This window comes from Faecalibacterium sp. I4-3-84, assembly GCF_023347255.1.
GTDB classification, from domain to species: domain Bacteria; phylum Bacillota; class Clostridia; order Oscillospirales; family Ruminococcaceae; genus Faecalibacterium; species Faecalibacterium taiwanense.
Window position 1 is genome coordinate 2542510 of record NZ_CP094466.1, and the last position, 19575, is coordinate 2562084.

Below are 19575 nucleotides of genomic sequence, written 5' to 3' on the forward strand. Positions count from 1 at the left end.
TACCGGACAACTGAGCCCATAAAACATTGAACGTCTCCCCGGCATTCCTTCCAAGAAGGATGCCGGGGAGTTTTTTGCTGTCATATTTACAGGTATCTGCAGTCATCATATACGAATATCCCGATATCTCCGCATTCAAGTTCTTCGCAGCGCTTTACCCATACGATCTGTCCGCTATGATAACGTGGCTCTATACCATCCATAACGCAGGCGTTCCGCTGGTCTGCTGCGGGGAGAAGATGAAAGAGCTGGTTCCCAATACGGTGGAAGCCAGCGGCGAGAAGCATCTGCCGGTGGCAGAGCTTTCCGGCAGTCGTCTCACGGTCACAGTGGGCGCGGTGGAGCACCCCATGGCGGATGTTCACTATATTCAGTGGATTTTTGTGGAGACTGAGAACGGCGGGCAGATCCGCTATCTGAATCCGGGGCAGGCTCCCAACGTGGGGTTTGAACTGGGAAGTGAAAAGCCGGTGGCTGTTTACGCATACTGCAACCTGCATGGCCTTTGGATGACGAAACTCTGATACAATCAATGCAAACAGGGAGTGATTTGATGTCACTCCCTGTTTTTTGATGAGAACTTTATGCGGTTCTTTTGGTTCGGAACTGTGTATAAATGGGATGGATACAGTGATGAAAACACTTGCTATAATATCGCCATGGCGCAAGTTTCAGTTGCGCAAGAGGGAAAATTGCCTGAAATGCATTAAAGGCTGATAATACTCCGTGAGCTGCTCACAAGAGCAGCTCCATCGAGTCGCGGTCATTGTGCATTTTCAAGCTGAAAACAGGCCAGGACTTGGAAAAGGAGTCTCGGCCTGTTTGTGTTTTCGGCGCAAAGGAAAGGATTGAACAATGCGATTTGATGCAAAAGAATTCGGCGGACGTATCCGCAATTTGCGGAAAAAGAAGGGGATTACACAGGAACAGTTGAGTATAATGCTGAACGTTAGTGCGAATCATCTTGCAAAAGTTGAAACGGGAAGCCGCTGCTGCTCGATTGAGTTGCTGCAGGATCTTTCGTCCTGCCTGAATGTCAGAACGGACTATCTGCTGAACGGAGATGCACCGCATAACAACCATCTGAGGGAAAGACTGACGTTTCTTGCACAGGAATTAGAAAAGATTACGGCGGACCTCCCGGTATGGGGATAGGAAAAGCAAAATCCTCTTTTTCAATGTCCAAAAGCGTGGTAGAATAGGTAAAAGATTCAGTATCTGAAAAACGGAGCGCGCAACAATGAAGATTCTGGTCAGCGCCTGCCTGCTGGGCGAAAACTGCAAATACAGCGGCGGAAACAATTACAATCAGGCGGTCTGTGATTTTGCGCGGGGGCATCAGGTGGTTCCGGTCTGCCCGGAGGTGCTGGGCGGCCTGCCCACACCGCGGTGCCCGGCGGAAATCGTGCAGGGCGTTGTCACGAACAAAGAGGGCATCAATGTGGACCGGGAGTTCCGAGCGGGCGCAGCCAAGGCCCTTGCCATCGCAAAAGAAAATGGGGTGGAGCTTGCCATCCTGCAATCCCGCAGCCCCAGCTGCGGCGTGAAGGAAATTTACGATGGAACGTTTTCCGGGACAAAGATTCCCGGACAGGGCGTTTTTGCCATGATGCTGATGGACGAAGGCGTCCGTGTTCTGGATGCCGGGGAATTGCCTAAAATTATCTTGAAAAATGAGGACGGAAAATGTCAATCAAACTGATTTGCAGCGACATTGACGGTACGCTGCTGCAATACGGCAAAAAGGAACTGGAAGACGAGATCTTTGAGCAGATACGGGAGCTGCATCGGCGCGGCATTCTGTTTTGCCCGGCATCCGGCCGGCAGTATACCAGCCTGCGCAAGCTCTTTGCACCGGTGGCGGACTGCTGTGTGTTTCTCTGCGAAAACGGCGGCGTGATCTATAAGGACGAACAGTGCATCGCCAAGAATCCGATGCCGCGTGCATTGGCCGAAGAAATCGCCAACGACCTGTGGACCCGCAGCGACGGGCAGGGCGAAGTGATGCTCTCCGGTCAGAATACCGCCTACCTGATGGAGCGGGGTCTGGGAATGCTCAAGCGTATTCAGTTCATCGGGAACAACTATCAGATCATTCATGCCCCGTCTGAGGTGCCGGAGGAGATCACAAAAGTATCGGTGTATCTGCACGAAGGCGTAGAATCTTACACGGAACGGTTTGTCCCACGATGGAAAGAGGCGAACTGCGCTGTGGCAGGGCCGTACTGGATCGACACCACCTTTGCCAACAAGGGCATCGGTGTGCGCAGCATCTGCAAGACGCTGGACATCGACCTTGCCGATGTGATGGCTTTTGGCGACAATTATAACGATGTGTCGATGCTGGACATTGTGGGTGTGCCCTACATTATGGATGGTGCCGCCGCACCGCTGCGGGAAAAGTACCCGAACCATACACCCCGCCCAGAGGATGTGCTGCGGGAGTTCTTGAAGCAAGCGTAAATTTGGAACGCGCACGTTCCAAATTTGAAATGATACGATACAAGCTGCACGGCTTTGCTGGAAGAACTGCGCTGACAGGAGAATTTTATGACAGAGCGTTATTGTGAGGGTGAACGGTTTGCTGACCTGTCGTTCACCGAGGAGACTTTTGAGGACTGCGACTTTACCGATTGCGTATTTGCGGATTGCTCTTTTACCAAGTGCGAACTGGATCATACCACGCTGAACGAGTGCAAATTCGTGCGGTGTGAGATCACAGGTCTGCGCAGTACCCATTCCTCGGTGCAGTCGCTGGATTTTGAGGACTGCCGCCTGAATGAAATCGAGTGGGCACCGCTGATGTCCAATGGTGCCTTCCCAGACCCCATTCACACGCTGAAAGAGTGCAGTCTGAAATATAACACCTTCACCGAAATGAACTTCAACCGCTTCGACTTTTCGGATGGCAACGAAATTGTCGGCTCAATGTTTGCCAAATGCGAGATGCAGCTGGCGAATTTCAAGGGCGCGGAACTTCACGAAACGGAATTCTACCAGTGTGACCTGCGCAAGGCGGATTTCCGGGATGCCGCCGGTTATAGGGTGGACATTCTGGGCAGCCGCCTGAAGGATGCGAAATTTTCCCTGCCGGAAGCAGTGAATCTGCTGGCAGATTTGAAGATCAAGCTGTCATAAGAAGGAGAGAAAATGCGTCAACTCATCATTGCCCGAAAGGACCTGCAGATGTCTCCCGGTAAGCTGGCGGCGCAGTGCTGCCATGCTTCGCTGGCATTCCTCACCGACCCCATCGGCATGGGACAGGGCGTGGAACCCATTGAGAAAGACGGAGAAATTACCGGCTATCGGGCAGAAATCATGTTGGAGAAAGCAACCTATGAAGAATGGTTCGATGGCTCTTTTACCAAAACTATCTGCGGGGCAAAGAACCGCAATCAACTGCTGAAAGCAAAGACAATTGCCGAGGAATTGGGCCTTGTGGAAAACAAAGACTTCTTCCTTATCCGGGATGCCTGCCACACCGAGCTGGAACCGGAAGAATTTGATGAAAACGGAGAGGGCATGACCCTGACCTGCATCGGTTTCCGCCCGCTGCCGGATGAAATTGCACATCAGATCAGCCATAAATTTCATTTGTATTGATTCCTGGAACTCCTTTATTTTATAAGCATTTTCCGCAATCGCTGCAGCCGTTGCAGATCAACTTGCTGCCGCAGGTCTCGCAGTTTGCGCGGAAATGGGGCACATAGAGATCTTCCTGCGGGATGGGGTAGCCCCAGTCGTCCACGAGGTCAAAATGAATGGGCCTGCCCTGAAAATTCATGCCGGATTTACAGGCCATTCGGCTTTGCAGCTGCTTGTTTGGCAGGTGGTAGCGCCTGCCGTCCTTGATGAACACGGTGCCGGTCTCGATAAAGCAGAAGGTCACGTTGGCATCCACGCATTCCTGCCGGAGAGACTTGACCCAATCAAAATTGCAGGGGCGGGCACCATCGTAGTTTTCGCCGCCGCAGATGACCTGCTCGATTTGCCCGGCGGTAAGGTACTGCCGGATGCTTACTGGCCCGATGAAGGGTGCGCACATGATGCCCTTGTGCTTGAAGGGCAGGTCAAACAGAATGGGAATGCGCTCATCGGCGCGGCGCTGATTTTCACAGGTGACGTTGAAAAAGATGTTGTCCCAACCGCTGCCCCAGTCCGGCGGCAGGCACTCCCGTACCCGCTGCGGCCGTTTGGTGAGCAGAAAAAACACCACATCGCTGCGTTGGCGCATGATGTCCCACGCCTCAACCCGCCACGGGTCGGCTTCTTCCAAGAAGAAATCCGAGGTCATGCAGACCCGGATCTGCTCACCACTCTGGATTTTGTAGTGTCCGGTGCGGTCTTTCTGGAGCGGATAGGAAAAGCCGCTTTTCGTTTTGTAAATCTCGGCTCCGTTCTGGTCCCGCATCCGGTCGAGAAAATACATGTAGCAGTTCTGGCAGCCCTCGCTGCACTTGACGCAGCCGTGCCATGGATTCCAGATGTCGTGCAGGAAGCTCACCTTCTTTCGATACCTATTATTATAATAGCTGCGCGGACAGGAAACAAGAGCACCCCTTGCACCGCCCCGCCGGATGTGATAGGATGAAGAAAACCATGTGAGGGAGGAACCACCATGCCGTTTCTGATGATCCGCAATGACATCACCAAAGTGGCGGCGGATGCCATTGTCAACCCGGCCAACCGGAACCTTTTGCAGGGCAGCGGCACCAGCCGTGCCATTTATCAGGCGGCAGGGGAGCAGGAGCTGACCGCCGCCTGCGAAGCCATCGGCCGTTGCGATTTGGGCAGAGCCGTGTGTACTCCGGCATTCGGTCTGCCCGCAAAATATATTTTCCATGCAGTCTGCCCAGCGTGGCACGGCGGCGGGTTCGGCGAAGCTGAACAATTAGCCGGTGCATACCACTCCGCATTGGAATTAGCCGCAGAGTACCACTGCGAGAGCGTGGCCTTTCCGCTGCTGTCCAGCGGGAACTATGGCTACCCCAAAGAACAGGCCTTCCGCATTGCGGTGGACACCATCACGCAATACGTCATGGAGCACGACCTGACCGTGTATCTGGTGCTCTACGACCGGGACTCGCTGGCCGTGAGCCGGAAGCTGTTCGCCTCGGTGGAGGAGTACATTGACGACCACTATGTAGCACAGAACGATGAAAGCTACGGATTTGGCCGTCGGCGCAGGGAATTGTCAGAGCGGCGGAGGCTTCTGGAAGAAGATGCCGCCGTGCCGATGCTAGGTGCAGTTCCGACACCCGCCGCGGCACCCAGGACAGCCCGCAGTCTGGAAAGCCTGATGGACAACCTTGGCGAGAGCTTCACCACCCGGCTGCTGCGGCTCATTGACGAGCGGGGGCTGAAAGACTCCACCGTGTACAAGCAGTCCAACATTTCCCGGCAGCATTTCTCCAAAATTCAGTGCAATCGCGACTACAACCCCAAAAAGAAAACGGTGCTGGCCTTTGCGGTGGGGCTGCACCTGTCCGAAGATGAAACCATCGACCTGCTCAAGAGCGCGGGCTATGCCTTTTCGGATGGCTCCAAGCGGGACTGGATCGTGCGGTATTGCCTGGAACACAAAATCTATAACATCAATCAGGTCAATACGCTATTGTTTGAATACGATCAGGAACAGCTGGGTGCGTGATTTGTCGCCTGCCCGTTGACCTTTTGCCCTCCGGTTTGTGGTATCCTTTTGCCAACGAAAGCGATACACCACAAAACGGAGGGCATTTATTATGAAGAAAAATCTTACCGAGCTTGTTTTCATTCTGGACCGCAGCGGTTCCATGGGCGGGCTGGAGCAGGACACCATCGGCGGGTTCAATGCTATGCTGACCCGGCAGAAGGAGCAGGAGGGCGAGGCCAATGTGACCACGATCCTGTTCGACCATGAGGTGCAGCTGCTGCACGACCGTTTCCCGCTGAAGGCTGTTGCACCGCTGACGGAAAAGAACTACTACGTCCGGGGCTGCACGGCGCTGCTGGATGCCATTGGTTATGGCATGGAAAAGATGGTGAATATTCAGCGCCATCTGCCGGAGGACGAGCGTGCCGAAAAGGTCATCTTTGTCATCACCACCGACGGACTGGAAAACGCCAGCAAACGGTTTAGCTATGAGAAGATCCGCCGGATGATCGAGAGGGAAAAAGAGCAGTACGGCTGGGAGTTCCTGTTCCTCGGTGCCAACATGGACGCCGTGAAGGAAGCTGCCCGCTTCGGCATCTCGTCCGACCGGGCTGTGCGGTTCGAGAATGACGCACAGGGCGTGGCGGTCAACTACCACGTTGTCAGCGAGACGGTTTCCCGGATGCGGGAGGCACCCTGCTGCGCGGCCATCGGCGCAGAGTGGAAAGAACAAATCGAAGCTGATTTCCAGAAGCGGCATCATAGATAAGGGAGGAAACAGCCATGTTAGGAGCAATCTTGGGTGACATCGTGGGCAGTCCCTATGAGTATGGCTAAACAGGATAACTATAAGAAAGAGAGGACCGAAACGGCCCTCTCTTTTCATTTTTCGGATTTTGGGATGCGCGGGTATATCTCAATGGTGAAACCATCAGGGCTCTTTTTGCGCTTCTCGTTTAGCTTCTGGTAGACGACCTTTTCGAGCACCTCTTTTAGGAGAGCATTTTTCTCCTCGGCCGTTTCGAGCAGCGGGTACACGTCGAGCAAATTCTTAACCTTAGGGATGATGTCACGGCGGCTGGTCTCCCGGAGCTTCTCCTCGGTCAACTCACGGGAGCAGCGGGCGACACTATCCTTTGCGGCAGCGATTTTGTCGGAGAGCATTCGGGAGCGGGACAGAAAGGTGTCTGTGTCGTAGATGCCCTGCTCGAGGAAGTCGTGAGTACGTTCGAGCTGCTGCTGTAATTTGCGGAGCTCGGCCTCCGCGCTGGCGAGAGCTTTTTCCCGGACGCCGACCGACGACACGGAGGACGACGCGGCAGCGGAGCTCCACTCGAGCTCATAACCTTTCATCCACTCGGAGAGACCCTGTATGACGCGCTCCTCGACGATAGGAAGATAGCTCGAACAATTCGGGCAGCCGCGACGAGGACAGCGCACGACCGGCATATCTGGACGGACAGGGTTTATCATTCGCATCATCTGCCTGCCGCACTCGGAGCAGACGAGCAGACCGGCCAGAGGATTCCGGACAACCTTTTCTTTGTGCGTGGAAGTATTCTCACTCCGGGTGAGCTTATCGTTTGCGAGCTCAAATGTTTCTTTCGGAATGAGCGGAGGGTGAATGCCTTTGAATATGCACTCTTTCTCTGGGTCGGCAGGACCGCGTACAGAAACGACCTTGCCGTCAACTACTTTCTTCTTCGTCTCACGGCTGCCCCAGCGCACCATGCCGATGTACGTCGGATTCTTGATGATTCCGCGAATGGTGATTCTTGCCCATTGCGAACCGGACGGAGACGGGATGTGCATATCGTTGAGCCTCGTGGCGATTGAACCCAGAGACAGCGGGCGAGCGGAACCATCCTCGTCCTGCAAACCGACCGTGTACAGGTCGAAAATCATACGGACTATTGCGGCCTGCTCCTCGATGGGCTCGAGTGAGCAGCCCTTTTCGTTTTTGAGCTTTACCCGACGATAACCAAAGGGAGCCAAACCGGACGGCCATTTGCCCTCTTTGGCGGAGGCGAGGCGACCACGCTGCAACCGGCGGTTGATGATTTTGTACTCGCGGCGGCTCATAAACAAGCCGAACTCAAAATACTCCTCGTCGAACTCGTTGTCGGGGTCATACGTTTTTATAGGAGTTATTATTTTTGTCCCAGAGAACTTGAATGTCTGCGCGATGATGCCTTGGTCGATGGTGTCGCCGCGCGCCAGACGCTCGACCTCCATGACGAGGACGCCGGACCAGACGCCCTGCTCAACCTCGGAGAGAACCCGTTGCATCATTGGGCGGGCAGCGATGGTGTCACCAGAGACGACCTCACGGTAAATATCGGTTACGTTGAGATGCTGCCTTTTCGCCAGCTCGAGCAGAGTGTGCTCGTGCCGGGAGAGCGTTTCGCCCTCGCCGTGCGCTTCGGCCTCGAGGTCGGAACGAGACTTGCGCAGGTATATGAGATACTGCTCCATGATGACCTCCAAACAAAAAGACCCGCGCCGGAGCGCAGGCCAATAGGTTACTTGTTGCTGTCTTTTAAGGCCGCAACGTCAGCCTGCAAGAGGCTATCCAGAATAGAGGCGGTTTTGGCCTTGAGCGTGTTCTGCTTCTCCATAATCTGCGGGAAAGCATCTGCCAGGTCTCCCCCGCAATCAGCGAGGATGCTCTTTATCTCGCCGCGACCGGTTTGCAGCTCAGAGAACAGCTCGCGGTACAGGGCCAGCTCTGCTGCGTTCTGCGCGTTCATACACCGGGAGAGCAGCACATAGACCGAATCGAACGTCGAGGAGACGACGGCGCGGAGCTCTTTCGAGAGGGCGTCATATCTGCGCTTGAAGTTTGCATTGTCCTGACGGAACGCCTCGTTACCGTGGGCGCGCTCATCCTCGCGGCCCAGCAGATAGTCAGTGGTTACCCCGAAATAGTCCGCCATCTGGCAGAGCAGGGCGAAATCTGGCTCTTTGCCCTCGGTCTCGTAGCCGGAGACCGTAGTGCGCTGCTTACCGCAGAGGCGGGCAAACTCGGCCTGCGTCAAATCTTTCTCCTTGCGGAGCGCGACCAACCGTTCAGAAAACTTATCCATACAGACGTACCTCCCTAAGACTTATATATTGTATCACAAAAATCCCCTCACGGGGACAAATGACGCTAATTGCGTCATAAATAGCAAAAATTTTTGAAAAAAACTTGACCTTGACCCAATTAGGGACTATAATAAACCGCAGAAAGACCCCAAAAGGGTCACACAGAAAGGAGGAGACAGGCGGAATGCGGAAAAAGCTGCAAACGCTCCGAGAGGGCGCAGGCTATACCCAGCAGACTTTCAGCGAGCGACTGGGCGTGAGCCGGAGCCACTACGCACAGATTGAGAGCGGAGACAAGAATCCGTCCCTCAAGCTGAGCCTGAAAATCAAGCAGGCCATCGGCTATCCCTACGACGACCTTTTTTTTAACCCGAAGCGACCCGTTTCGCGTCATTGATGCGAAATGATGACGCCAAAAGCAAACATTTGGCGTTTCCTTGTAAATATTTTAACCGAAAGGAGGCACGGGATAAATGCCTAAAATGGCAACGAAAGCCGCAGATAACGTGTTCTACAAGGCACGAATCGCAGCGGCATCGTGGAACGACCGGTTAGGCAGCAGAGAGGGTGCGTCAGAGGTGACCGGCATCGACCGGACACGGCTCGCCAACATCGAGCTCGGAACCATCAACCCGCACCCGGAGGAGGTCCTGATGCTGTCGGACACCTACAACGCGCCGGAGCTGCAAAACCATTTCTGCTCGCACCTCTGCCCGCTCGGCATCGGGACGATTTCACCGATTGAGCTGGAAGAGCTCGAGCGGGTCACATTGCAGCTCATTTCGGCAATGAAGTCGTTACCGGAGGTCAAGGACGAAATCATCGACATCGCGGCCGACGGCGTCATCGACGCGAAAGAAAAGCCGCGCATGGAGCAGTACCTCGAGGTACTCGACGAGATAACGAACAAGGCTCAGACCTTGAAGCTCATTTACAGAAAGCAATTCGGAAAACAGGAGGTGTAAAAAGTGTTGGAGGCGAAGCAGAGCGGGAACGTCGTGGAGGACTTCACCATCGGGAACACCCGAATCAAGATTTGCGACGACTTCTGCCGGACCCGGACGAGCGGAGAGGTCAAAGAAATCCTCAACCGCGTCGCACGGAGGACGGTCGGCTCGCTCACGGCAACCGCCACACCTGATTATGGATGCGCTTAAAAGAAAGATGGAGATTGCGGCCGTTGCGTTTTTCTGCACAGTCACCGCACTCATTGCGGCTTACTCCTGCGCGACGACGGCCGCAGCAAACCTCGCACAGCAGACAGCGGCAGCACCGGCAACGGAATATGTGACGCTCGCCTACATGGAGGTGCAGCCAGAGGCCGAACAGGAGCCGGAGCTCCTCTACGACGTGCCCATGAGCGACGAGCTGCAACGGTACATCCGGGAGCAGGCGGAGCGGCAGGGTGTCCCGTTTGAAATCGCCCTCGCCGTCATCGAGCGGGAGAGCAGCTACCAGCCGGATGCGGTCAGCGACACCGGAGACTTCGGCCTTATGCAGATTAACATCTGCAATCACCGCTGGCTCTACGAAGAGCTCGGAATTACGGATGTGATGGACCCGGAGCAGAACATCGAGGCTGGCTTATACATCCTCGGGCGGGCGTTCCAAAAGTACGACGACCCGGACAAGGCTCTCATGGCCTACAACATGGGCGACAGCGGCATGAAATCAGCGTGGAGCAAGGGCCAGCACAGCAGCAAATACAGCCGCGCAGTCATTGAGACGGCGCAGGCCCTCAAGAGAAAGGAGCACTAAATGGACTGGAAGATTCACAGAGCGATTCTCATTGCGGCCATCTGGATTGCAGAGGTCCTCTCGGCCGGTATCTGCGGATTCATCGCCGCGCTGGCACTCATTCCGGCCAGCTACGCAGCGCGCGGCTACTTCGCCTTTGGTGGCGAGTGGCTTATCGTGCTCGGCGTCACGCTGCTTGCGTTCCACGTCATCAACAACGCATTTTTCGGAATGCTCAAGCACCACTGAAAGGAGGTGAACCACATGGCTGAACAGAACCTTTTCTGCCTCTGCGGCAGATGCTCGCGCAAGCTGCGCAGTGCGGCTGCCCGTCGCGTCGGTATGGGCTCGACCTGCTGCCGCAAGGAGACAGGCAAGACCATCACCCAGTTGCTCAAGGAGCTGGACGAGCAGGAGGCCGCAGCAGCGGCAGAGCAGCAGGAGCCGGATACACAGGCATAAAAAAAGAGCCGCGCTCGAAAGCACGACCCTCTTGTCGGACAAGCCTATTGTATCTCGCTCCACATCAAAAGTCAACAGGAGCGTGAATTATGAACGAACAGAACAATCACGCTGCGCTCACCATTGCGCAGCAGTACCCGCCAGCTCAGTACAACCTCCTCGTCCCGATGCAGACCGTGACGGAGATTGCCGACATCAAAAAGCCGGTGATGAACTCCGTGAGCATCAGCACCAACCTCAACGACGGCGAAATCTATGAGATGGAGAAAGCCAAGGACGAGTGGCGCGACAGCAAGGGGTACGTCCACAAAGCGACCCCGGCCAAGTACGCCCTCACCAAAAAGGGCCTCACCAAGCTCATGCGAGCCGCAGGCATCAAGATTCTTTCCAGCCGCCCGGTCGTCCCGTCCACCTGCCAGAAGTGCGCTGAGGTCAACCGCAGCATCGGAAAGCCGATTCGCTGCGGAGGCTGCCCCAACAAGGACGTCAAGCACGAGGTCCGAATCAGCGTCCCGCAGCTCACCGGCGAGAATGTCACCATCGTCGCCCATAAGGAAATTGCGGTGGATGATGTGACAGCCGGGATGACAGAGAAGCAGCGGGCAGAATTTATGAAGTTCCGCAGCGAGATGTGCGAGAGCAAGGCCCTCAACCGCGCACTCCGCACCGCGATGCAGATTAAGTCCAGTTACCTTATCGAGGAGTTCAAAAAGCCCTTTGTCGTGGCATACCTTGTCCCGAACCTTGACAACCCGGCCGTCCGCGAGGAGGCGGTAAAGTCCATGTTTGGCGCGGCGAATGACCTGTACGGCAGCCGCCCGAAAACCAGCCATACGGTCTATGTGGACGATGACGACGAGGGGTATGCGCAGCCGGAGCCGGATTTTGAGGTCGTACCGGAGCAGCCCCAGCAGGAGCAGCAGCCCGAGAGACCGGCGCAGCGGCCTCGCCAGCAGCAGCCCGCGCCGAGCAACCGACAGCAGGGCCGGAACGGCGACAGCGAGTTCTGCGCGGACTGCGGTAAGCAGGTCGGCCTCGACGTAGCAGAGTACAGCCGCAAGCATTTCGGCGGAGTGGCTTATTGCCGCGACTGCCAGAGAAACCATACATGGAGGAAATGATTATGATGATTCTTTCGCAGGACGGCATGGTAGCCGTCAATTCGGACAACGTGGCAATGTTTGAGGTCAAGGAGACTGAAACAATCCCTCACGAGGCACAGCTCATGGCGACCATCTTTATTTCCGGCGGCGGACGTTACACCAACGCCGAGCGCATCTGCTACCCTATTGGGACGTTCCGCAGCCCTGACCGCACCGAGCTCGCAAAGATCGCGCTGGACTACATTTCGTTCAGCATCAGCTCTGGCCACAAGGTCTACGCGCAGGTTCCGACCGAAAATGAAATGAGGAATATTCAGGGCGCGAAGTCTCGTGCGGATGCAGCGCGGCGCGGCAAGCTCGACGACATCATCAAAGAGCTGCTCAAGGAGGATATGTGATGCTGAAAGTATTGCACACCGGAGACTGGCACATCGGCAGTTTCCCCGGGCCAGAGGTCGGCGGACAGAATGCCCGCTTTCAGGACATCTGCCGCTGCCTTGATTTTCAGGAGATGTACGCGGAGGAGCACCGGCCGGACCTTATCGTCGTATCTGGCGACATTTTCCATCAGGCCCGCGTATGGTCGGACAGAGGTCTCCGCGAGAGCCGGACGGCTATAGACCACATCCGGCGGCTTTCCAACGTGGCCCCGACCGTCGTGCTGCGCGGCACTCCGAACCACGACAGCGAGGAGCAGTTCGAGATGCTGACGACGGCTTTTTACGGCGATGATTCGGTCAGCGTCGTAACGGAGCCGGAGGTGCTCCACATCCACACCTACCACGGGCAGCGCGTAGATGTGGCCTGTATTCCGGGCTTTGACCGTGGTGTACACCGGGCAGCGCACCCGGGCCTCTCTCGAGAGGAGGAAACGCAGGTATTCACGGACGAGCTGGCAAAGGTTGTCCTCGGCCTCAAGGCCCAGTGCGAGCCCGGTGTGACGAGCATCCTGTCTACGCACTTCACTGTCCCGGGATGCAACATGGAGAGCGGCCAGACCGCGCTATTTGCACAGTTTGAGCCCGTCATCTACCCCGACACCCTGAAAGCCGCAGACTTCGACCTCGTGGCACTTGGCCACATCCACCGGCCGCAGCAGCTCCCGGAGGCAGGCCGTGCGGTGTTCTACTGCGGCAGCATTACAGGCCTCAACTTCAACGACGAGGGCCAGCCGCGAGGCTTTTACATCCACGACATCGACGACGACGGGGAGACATGGAGCGAGTACGTCGAAACGCCCTACCGGGAGTTCGAGACCATCCGCCTCGGAGAGGACGACGTCCGCGCAATGCTGAGTGCAGAGCGAGTTGTTGTACCTGACCGACTCAAGGGGAAAATCGTCCGCGTTCTCTATACCTGTTCAGACGAGACAAACAAGGCTTTCAACAAAGCCGTCCTCGAAAAAAGGCTCTATGACGGCGGCGTGTTCTACGTCTCCGAAATCACGCCGGAGGAAATCACGACAAGTGTGAACCGCGACGAGCTCCACGGCGACAACAGCCCGGAGCAGAACCTCGCGGAGTACCTCGCCGAAAAGGAAAAGAGCCCGGAGGACGCCCAGCGCATCATTGAGTTAGCCCGTCCGATTATCTCGGAGGCGATGGAAAAAGGCCGCCTTGAGACCCCGACCGGCGTGTTTATGCCGGTGGAGATTGAGGTCAAGAACTACCGCAACTACCGCGACGAGCTGTTCAGCTACGACGGCATTTCCTTTGCCACCATCAACGGCGAGAACGGCGCAGGTAAGTCCAGCCTGTTTATGGACGCTATGCTGGACGCCCTTTTCGAGGAGCCCCGGGAGGGCGACCTCACGGGCTGGATTTGCAACGACCCGGATGCCCGCAGCGGCTCCATCAAGTTTACATTCTACCTCGGAGACAAGCTGTACCGCGTGACCCGTACCCGCACAAAGAGCGGCAAGGCGACGCTGAATCTCTCCGAGTATGTGGACGAGAGCTGGCAGAACCGCAGCGCGGAGAAATACCGCGATACGCAGGCCATCATCGAGAACACCATCGGCATGGACAGCCTGACGCTCAAGGCGACTGGGCTTATCATGCAGGACCAGTACGGCCTCTTTTTGCAGGCCGACAAGGCGGACCGCATGGCAATTCTCGGAAACATCCTCGGCCTCGGCATTTATGACCGCATGGAGAGCATGGCGGCCAACAGGGCAGCAGACGCCAACCGGGAGCTCCGGCGCATCGCGGATTTGCAGGAGGAGACCGGGCGGACGATGCCGGACAAGGCAACGGTCGAGGCGGCCATGAACAAGACGGCCGTCGAAAAGGCCGGCGCGGTAGCAGACAGGGCCATCCACACAAAGGCCATGAGCGAGGCGCAGACAAAGCTCGACATTGCCAAGCAGGCGCAGAAGCGGTCGGAAAAGCTCGCCAGCGAGCTCGGCTCTTGGATTGCGGAGAAGAACGCGAACGCCAGCGCGCAGGCGGTTAGCAGAGCGCAGATTTCTGATGCACAGGCTCTCCTCGATAAGCGCGAGGAGGTCGAGGCGGGCAGCCAGAGTTACGAAAAACTTTCCGCGCGGCGGGAGGAACTGCTGGGAACGGCGGCCCTGATTCAGCCCAAGGAAGAAAAGCTGCGGGACGTTATGGCCGCGCTCTCTGCCCAGCGGAAAAAGAAAGGCAGTCTCGAGGCCGAAAAACTTTCTGCACAGGCAACGTGTTGGAGCTATGAGCAGGCCCTCGCGGACTATGACGAGCTCGAGCGGAAAGCGGCAGACCTCGCAGGAGCGAGCGAACGGCTCACCGCGCTGGAAGAACAGGACGAGCAGTATCTCGCAGCAGACCAAGAGGCCATGAAGCTGCTCCAAACCAAGAACGCAGAAACCGCGCGGATACAGTCTTGGCTCGACATAAAAGAGAACGAGGTCACACATATCCGCTCCCGGGCCATCATGCTCGAGACCTGCGGCTGCCCGGTCGAGAACCCGGAATGCCGTTTCCTGCAGGATGCAGTGGAGGCGAAAAAGAAACTGCCTGCGGCCGAGACGGAACTGGAAACCTACCGGCAGCAGGCTGAGGAGCGCGCCGAGCAGCTCGACGCTGAGTATCAGGCCGCAAAGAAAAAGGCAACGGGCCTCAACTGCCGCAAGGATTTGCAGGCCCAGCGTTTCCTCGTTGCAGACCTGCGGAAAGCCTCGGAGCGGTTCGCAAAGCTGGCGGCGCAGAAAGAACGCCTCGCGGAAGTTAAAGAGCGCATCAAGGCCATCGACGAGGAGCTTGAAACCATTCCGGCCAATATCGAGAGCCTCGAGGCAGACCGTTTCGTCGTTGAGGACGAGCTGAAAAAGCTCCGGCAGAACGCAGCGGAGCTCGCCAGCATTGAGGCGCAGCTTTCGGACGTTAAGAAATACATCGAGCTGGAAAAGCTGCTCCCGGCAGCGGAGGCTAAAAAGAGCGCAGCGCAGACCCGCCTCACGGAGCTCCTGACCTACGCAGAAAAGACCCGGACGGCGATTGATGGCATCAATGCGGAGATTCTGACCCTCGCAAAGGCGCAGGCTGATGTTGACGAACTCAAGGAGCAGTACGCGGAGGCGGATGCAGCCCTCACGGTGGACAATATCCGCATTGAAGAGCTGGACCAGCAGGCCGGACACAGCCGCAGGCAGATGGAAGAAATCGAGACGGCAGAGGCAAAGCTCGAAGTCCTTCGCCGTCAGGCGACGGAACAGGGCCAGCTTGCAGCGGGCTATGAGGAGCTCAAGCGGGCTTTCTCTCAGGACGGTATTCCGCATAACATCGTCCGCAGCATCGTCCCGCTGTTCGAGGCGACCGCGACGAGCATCATCAGCCAGATGTCAGGCGGCCACATGAGCATTGAGATGCGCATGGAAAAGACCCTCAAGAGCAACAGCAAGAAAGAGGTCACCGCGCTGGACATCATCGTAAACGACGCGGCGACCGGAGCTCTGCCCTATATGAGCCGTTCCGGCGGCGAGCGCGTTAAGGCGGCCCTCTCGGTCATCCTTGCGCTGGCAGAGCTCAAGAGCAGCACCGCAGGAGTGCAGCTCGGATTCCTGTTTATCGACGAGCCGCCGTTCCTCGACGACAAGGGTGTACAGGCCTACTGCGACGCCCTCGAGGCCATCCAGAAACGGTATTCCTCGCTCAAGATTATGGCTATCACTCACGACCCGGAGATGAAAGCCCGTTTCCCGCAGGCCGTTGACGTTGTAAAGACGGCGGAGGGCAGCAAGGTCATCTACTCTTGAAATCACCAGCAGAAAGGAGGTGCGAGACTTGGGAAGAAGCAACAGGCAGACCGCCGACTACTTCCCCCATTACGTCGGGGAAAAGAGCCGGACAAAGTTCATCCTTGAAAAGAACTGGGGAAACGACGGGTATGCCTTTTGGTTTAAGCTGCTCGAACTTCTTTGCGCGGCAGACGGCCAGTATTACGACTGCTGGGACAAGATGGGATGGGAGTACCTACTCGCCGTCACCGGAGTTACAGCCGAAACGGCGGAGGCCATCCTGAACACGCTCGCCTCCATGGGAAAGGTGGACAAAGAGCTGTGGGAGAGCTGCCGCGTCATTTGGGTGCAGTCTCTCCTTGAGAACCTCCGCCAGCTTTACTCAAAGCGCACCGCAGCACCGACGAAACCGTCGGTCGATAACTTTCCCGGCCGCAGGGCGGAAAGCCCTGCACAGGAGCCTGCAGCGGCCACAGAGGCGGAGGAAACGCCACCGGCCGTACCGGAGCCCACGCCGGAGGAGCACGACAAACCGAAAGCTCCCCGGCGTAAAGCCGGGAGCCTCTCGGCAGAGCAGGCCGAACGGTTTGACCGCTTCTACGCGGCCTACCCGAAAAAGGTGGACCGGGCCACGGCAGAGCGGGCGTGGGCCAAAATCAACCCGGAGCCGGACGACGCGGCGACCGACAGAATCATCGCGGCGGTTGAGGCCGCAAAGAAATATGACAGCCGGTTCCGGGAGCGGCAATTCACGCCAAACCCGGCAAGCTGGCTTAATGCAAAAGGCTACATGAACGACTACACAGGAGGTGAGCAGCGTGGAAACGATGACGGCTATGCTGGATTCACTCCGTCCGGCGGATTCGGCTCGTTCGGCTGAGACCACACAGCACCGACGGCCGACAAGCAAGGATATTCTGGCTGGTGGTTACAACTGCCAGCGCGAAATCCCGGAGCCGGTCGAGTGCGAGTTCTGCGGCCGGAAACTGTACCACGAGGCCCTCGTGATGGGCCGAACGGTCCTCATGTTTGCCCCGTTCCCGCAGAGATGCACCTGTGAACAGGCAAAAGCCAAATGGGCGGAGGCGGACGCAGAGGAGGCCAGACAAAAGGCGGAGGCCGAGAAAGAGGCGGCGCAGGCCAAACGGCGCGCCAAAATCGAGAGGCTGCTCGGCAGGAGCGGCATCAAGAAACGCTTCCAGCAGCGGACGTTCGCCAACTTCATCCGGGACACCCCGGAGCGGCGGCGGTGCTACGACACGGCCAAAACCTATGCAGACAGCTTTCCACAGCGCGCAGAGCGTGGCGAGGGCCTCTACATAGAGGGAACATACGGAACCGGCAAAACGCACCTCGCGGCCGCCATCGCCTTGCAGCTCATAGGATGCGGCGTCCCGGTCGTCTGCAAGACGTCCGGCGACCTGCTGGCCGACATCAAGGAGGCTTTCGACAACAGCGACGCCACCGAGTACGAGATACTCAAAGCGTACAAAACGGTCGATTTGCTCATTGTGGACGACCTCGGGAAAGAGCAATGTACCGATTGGAGCGTGAGCACCCTCTACTCCATCCTGAACGACCGGTACGAGGATATGAAGCCGACCATCATCACGACGAACTACAACGCCGACGAGCTGGTGCGAGCACTGACCCCGAAAGGCGGAGACGGCACAAAAGCCCGGGCCATCATAAGCCGCCTGCGGGAGGTCTCAACGGTCATCACGATGGCGTGGCCCGATTATAGAACAGGAGGCAGCAGACGTTGAAGTACATGAAATTAACTGACGAGCAAAAAGAACGGCATCCATCAATCCATTATACCGGCAGCGTCCGAGGCATGAAAAAGCTCGGATATTGGGGCAAACATGATGTATGCGTTCGGTGCGGTCAGTACATCTACAACATCTCTATTTGGCTGGACCCGAACCGCTCGAATAAGACCGAAAGGCCAAAAGAGGAGCTGCCGCAGGCGTATTTGGATATTCTCGAGAAACGTGAATGGAGCGTTTGCGATTATACGGACGACGGCCGCGTTGAGCTCGAGTGGTATTCACCGGCCGGAGAGGACTTCATTGTCTGCGTGAAAGTCGAGAACTTCCCGGACGAGATTCTGGACTACTCCGACAGCTTTGACCCGGACGAGCATATTGCGATGTGGATTGAGGCAAAGCAGAACGGTACGAAGGGCGTTCCGGGCGCGCGGCAGATTGTCCACGACGCGGAGGAAATCGAGAAAGAGCTTGACGAGCTCGCATTTGAATTGCAGGAGGCAGAGAGAAAATTATGGCTTACAGATATTACAGCACACGCCGCCCGCTGATGGTGGGCGGAATCCCCTCTACGGAGAGCGTTACCGAAATCGTAAACTTCGAGAGCGGTCGGACCTATTGCGAGGAAATCGACAATAAAGCATGGGGCTACATTGAGTACGCCACACCGCTCGACCCGCAACAGGCATCCGATTACGAGCTGGTTTTGGCCCCGCAGAAGCCCTCTATCCCTAAACCGCCGCTGAACCGGCAGGAGGTCTACCATGAGTGAGGTGAAAATCAAGGAATTGGACAAGAGCCTCATTCATCAGGCGAACAGCAACAGCATGAGCGGCCAGCGCGGCGACATTTCGGCCCACGAGTACGAGGTCTACTGCCAGAAAGTTATGAGCTGGAACATCCCGGACAGCCGCAAGCAGAAAATCGTGGACCAGATTTATGCCAAGTGGAGCGAGCAGCTCCGGCACGAGGCAGCCCATGTGAGCGTCGCCGTCGCAGGACCGGCGCGGTACAACGCAAAGAAGCTGGACCACAGCGACACCATTCTCCGCCTTTCCTCTGAGTTCGTGGAGTGGTTCAACGGCCTGCAGGAGCAAGTCTGGCAGGGCCGTATCGAGGACAAGGACGCAAAGGAGATTGCGCGGCTGGTCGATGACATCAAATTCTGCATCGAGCGGCCGACGCTTAATCCTACCGCGAGCCTATGCGAGCTCGCCAACAAGGACCCGGAGCTCTTCATGGAGTATTACGAGAAGCTCCATGAAAAGTACCGCTGGCGCAAGAACAGCGTCATCGCCAAGCTCTACGCGGCCGGGAAAGAGGGCAAACTCGCAAACCTGAACCGGCAGAAGTTTTTCGAGGACGAGAACCTCGTCGCCTACACGATGGGCGACCGGGCGTACATCAAGTTCGTTATGAAGCCTCGGCAGCAGCTTATTGTTGCCCTCAAGAGCCGGAAATGGTGGTGGAACAGTTACGAGGAGGCGTGGAGCACATACCTCAACAAGCTGGACGAAGAGTGGGTGCAGAGCATCAGCACCCGGTACGCCGATTACGTTTGAGGAGGAC

General features: G+C 56.8%; 25 protein-coding genes. 22 read left to right on the top strand and 3 right to left on the bottom strand.

What is annotated here, in order from left to right:
• Window positions 1-176 precede the first annotated feature (176 nt).
• The 6 genes from MTP41_RS12500 to MTP41_RS12525 all read left to right on the top strand — a co-directional run bounded on the left by MTP41_RS12500 (window position 177) and on the right by MTP41_RS12525 (window position 3603).
• Entirely contained in the window at window positions 177-524 is a 348-nt protein-coding gene (locus MTP41_RS12500; RefSeq protein ID WP_097778394.1) for a desulfoferrodoxin family protein, read from the top strand.
• 331 nt (window positions 525-855) lie between these two features.
• The gene (locus MTP41_RS12505) at window positions 856-1155 is read left to right on the top strand and encodes a helix-turn-helix domain-containing protein (RefSeq protein WP_097778295.1); all 300 of its coding nucleotides are present in this window, start codon (window positions 856-858) and stop codon (window positions 1153-1155) included.
• Between the two features lie 85 nt (window positions 1156-1240).
• Window positions 1241-1702: a DUF523 domain-containing protein gene (locus MTP41_RS12510; protein ID WP_249235636.1), complete on the top strand. Its 462-nt coding sequence runs from the start codon at window positions 1241-1243 to the stop codon at window positions 1700-1702.
• Window positions 1687-2463, top strand: coding sequence for an HAD-IIB family hydrolase (locus tag MTP41_RS12515; protein WP_249235637.1), 777 nt, complete (start codon window positions 1687-1689; stop codon window positions 2461-2463). The genes MTP41_RS12510 and MTP41_RS12515 overlap by 16 nt, the downstream gene beginning before the upstream one ends.
• Before the next feature lie 87 nt (window positions 2464-2550).
• Window positions 2551-3138: a pentapeptide repeat-containing protein gene (locus MTP41_RS12520; RefSeq protein ID WP_118528193.1), complete on the top strand. Its 588-nt coding sequence runs from the start codon at window positions 2551-2553 to the stop codon at window positions 3136-3138.
• Between the two features lie 12 nt (window positions 3139-3150).
• Complete coding sequence (locus MTP41_RS12525) at window positions 3151-3603, top strand: aminoacyl-tRNA hydrolase (protein WP_005946299.1); 453 nt, start codon at window positions 3151-3153, stop codon at window positions 3601-3603.
• A gap of 19 nt (window positions 3604-3622) precedes the next feature.
• On the opposite strand, the gene MTP41_RS12530 is transcribed toward MTP41_RS12525, so the two are convergent.
• Entirely contained in the window at window positions 3623-4504 is an 882-nt protein-coding gene (locus MTP41_RS12530) for a DUF5131 family protein (RefSeq protein ID WP_341474312.1), read from the bottom strand.
• Window positions 4505-4618: 114 nt separating this feature from the next.
• Between MTP41_RS12530 and MTP41_RS12535 the strand changes: the two genes are divergently transcribed.
• The gene (locus tag MTP41_RS12535) at window positions 4619-5650 is read left to right on the top strand and encodes a macro domain-containing protein (protein WP_249235638.1); all 1032 of its coding nucleotides are present in this window, start codon (window positions 4619-4621) and stop codon (window positions 5648-5650) included.
• 91 nt (window positions 5651-5741) lie between these two features.
• Window positions 5742-6401, top strand: coding sequence for a vWA domain-containing protein (locus MTP41_RS12540; RefSeq protein ID WP_249235639.1), 660 nt, complete (start codon window positions 5742-5744; stop codon window positions 6399-6401).
• 113 nt (window positions 6402-6514) lie between these two features.
• Here MTP41_RS12540 and MTP41_RS12545 read toward each other — a convergent pair whose 3' ends face one another.
• The gene (locus MTP41_RS12545) at window positions 6515-8107 is read right to left on the bottom strand and encodes a recombinase family protein (RefSeq protein ID WP_249235640.1); all 1593 of its coding nucleotides are present in this window, start codon (window positions 8105-8107) and stop codon (window positions 6515-6517) included.
• Between the two features lie 47 nt (window positions 8108-8154).
• On the bottom strand, window positions 8155-8718 hold the full coding sequence (locus MTP41_RS12550) for a helix-turn-helix domain-containing protein (RefSeq protein ID WP_156070655.1): 564 nt from the start codon (window positions 8716-8718) through the stop codon (window positions 8155-8157).
• Window positions 8719-8903: 185 nt separating this feature from the next.
• On the opposite strand from MTP41_RS12550, the gene MTP41_RS12555 reads away from it, so the two are divergent.
• The 14 genes from MTP41_RS12555 to MTP41_RS12620 all read left to right on the top strand — a co-directional run bounded on the left by MTP41_RS12555 (window position 8904) and on the right by MTP41_RS12620 (window position 19568).
• Complete coding sequence (locus tag MTP41_RS12555; RefSeq protein ID WP_249235641.1) at window positions 8904-9116, top strand: helix-turn-helix transcriptional regulator; 213 nt, start codon at window positions 8904-8906, stop codon at window positions 9114-9116.
• A 76-nt stretch (window positions 9117-9192) separates the two neighbouring features.
• Entirely contained in the window at window positions 9193-9684 is a 492-nt protein-coding gene (locus MTP41_RS12560) for an XRE family transcriptional regulator (RefSeq protein WP_249235642.1), read from the top strand.
• Window positions 9685-9687: 3 nt separating this feature from the next.
• On the top strand, window positions 9688-9876 hold the full coding sequence (locus tag MTP41_RS12565) for a hypothetical protein (RefSeq protein WP_249235643.1): 189 nt from the start codon (window positions 9688-9690) through the stop codon (window positions 9874-9876).
• A 7-nt stretch (window positions 9877-9883) separates the two neighbouring features.
• Window positions 9884-10477: a transglycosylase SLT domain-containing protein gene (locus MTP41_RS12570; protein ID WP_249235644.1), complete on the top strand. Its 594-nt coding sequence runs from the start codon at window positions 9884-9886 to the stop codon at window positions 10475-10477.
• Entirely contained in the window at window positions 10478-10705 is a 228-nt protein-coding gene (locus MTP41_RS12575) for a hypothetical protein (protein ID WP_117505091.1), read from the top strand.
• 15 nt (window positions 10706-10720) lie between these two features.
• Window positions 10721-10918, top strand: coding sequence for a DUF6011 domain-containing protein (locus MTP41_RS12580; protein ID WP_117505089.1), 198 nt, complete (start codon window positions 10721-10723; stop codon window positions 10916-10918).
• 89 nt (window positions 10919-11007) lie between these two features.
• Window positions 11008-12039 carry a hypothetical protein gene (locus MTP41_RS12585; RefSeq protein WP_249235645.1) on the top strand — a complete coding sequence of 344 codons (1032 nt, stop codon included), beginning with the start codon at window positions 11008-11010 and terminating at the stop codon, window positions 12037-12039.
• A gap of 2 nt (window positions 12040-12041) precedes the next feature.
• Complete coding sequence (locus tag MTP41_RS12590) at window positions 12042-12419, top strand: hypothetical protein (RefSeq protein ID WP_249235646.1); 378 nt, start codon at window positions 12042-12044, stop codon at window positions 12417-12419.
• Window positions 12419-16255 (top strand): metallophosphoesterase, encoded by a 3837-nt coding sequence (locus MTP41_RS12595; protein ID WP_249235647.1) that lies wholly within the window; start codon window positions 12419-12421, stop codon window positions 16253-16255. Before MTP41_RS12590 ends, MTP41_RS12595 begins: the two co-directional genes overlap by 1 nt.
• Before the next feature lie 28 nt (window positions 16256-16283).
• On the top strand, window positions 16284-17117 hold the full coding sequence (locus tag MTP41_RS12600; RefSeq protein WP_249235648.1) for a Lin1244/Lin1753 domain-containing protein: 834 nt from the start codon (window positions 16284-16286) through the stop codon (window positions 17115-17117).
• Window positions 17065-18003, top strand: a complete 939-nt coding sequence (locus MTP41_RS12605; RefSeq protein ID WP_238077816.1) for an ATP-binding protein — start codon at window positions 17065-17067, stop codon at window positions 18001-18003. Before MTP41_RS12600 ends, MTP41_RS12605 begins: the two co-directional genes overlap by 53 nt.
• Complete coding sequence (locus tag MTP41_RS12610) at window positions 18000-18557, top strand: hypothetical protein (protein WP_238077805.1); 558 nt, start codon at window positions 18000-18002, stop codon at window positions 18555-18557. The genes MTP41_RS12605 and MTP41_RS12610 overlap by 4 nt, the downstream gene beginning before the upstream one ends.
• Window positions 18521-18778, top strand: a complete 258-nt coding sequence (locus tag MTP41_RS12615; RefSeq protein ID WP_173014764.1) for a hypothetical protein — start codon at window positions 18521-18523, stop codon at window positions 18776-18778. The genes MTP41_RS12610 and MTP41_RS12615 overlap by 37 nt, the downstream gene beginning before the upstream one ends.
• The gene (locus MTP41_RS12620) at window positions 18771-19568 is read left to right on the top strand and encodes a hypothetical protein (protein WP_249235649.1); all 798 of its coding nucleotides are present in this window, start codon (window positions 18771-18773) and stop codon (window positions 19566-19568) included. The genes MTP41_RS12615 and MTP41_RS12620 overlap by 8 nt, the downstream gene beginning before the upstream one ends.
• Window positions 19569-19575 lie beyond the last annotated feature (7 nt).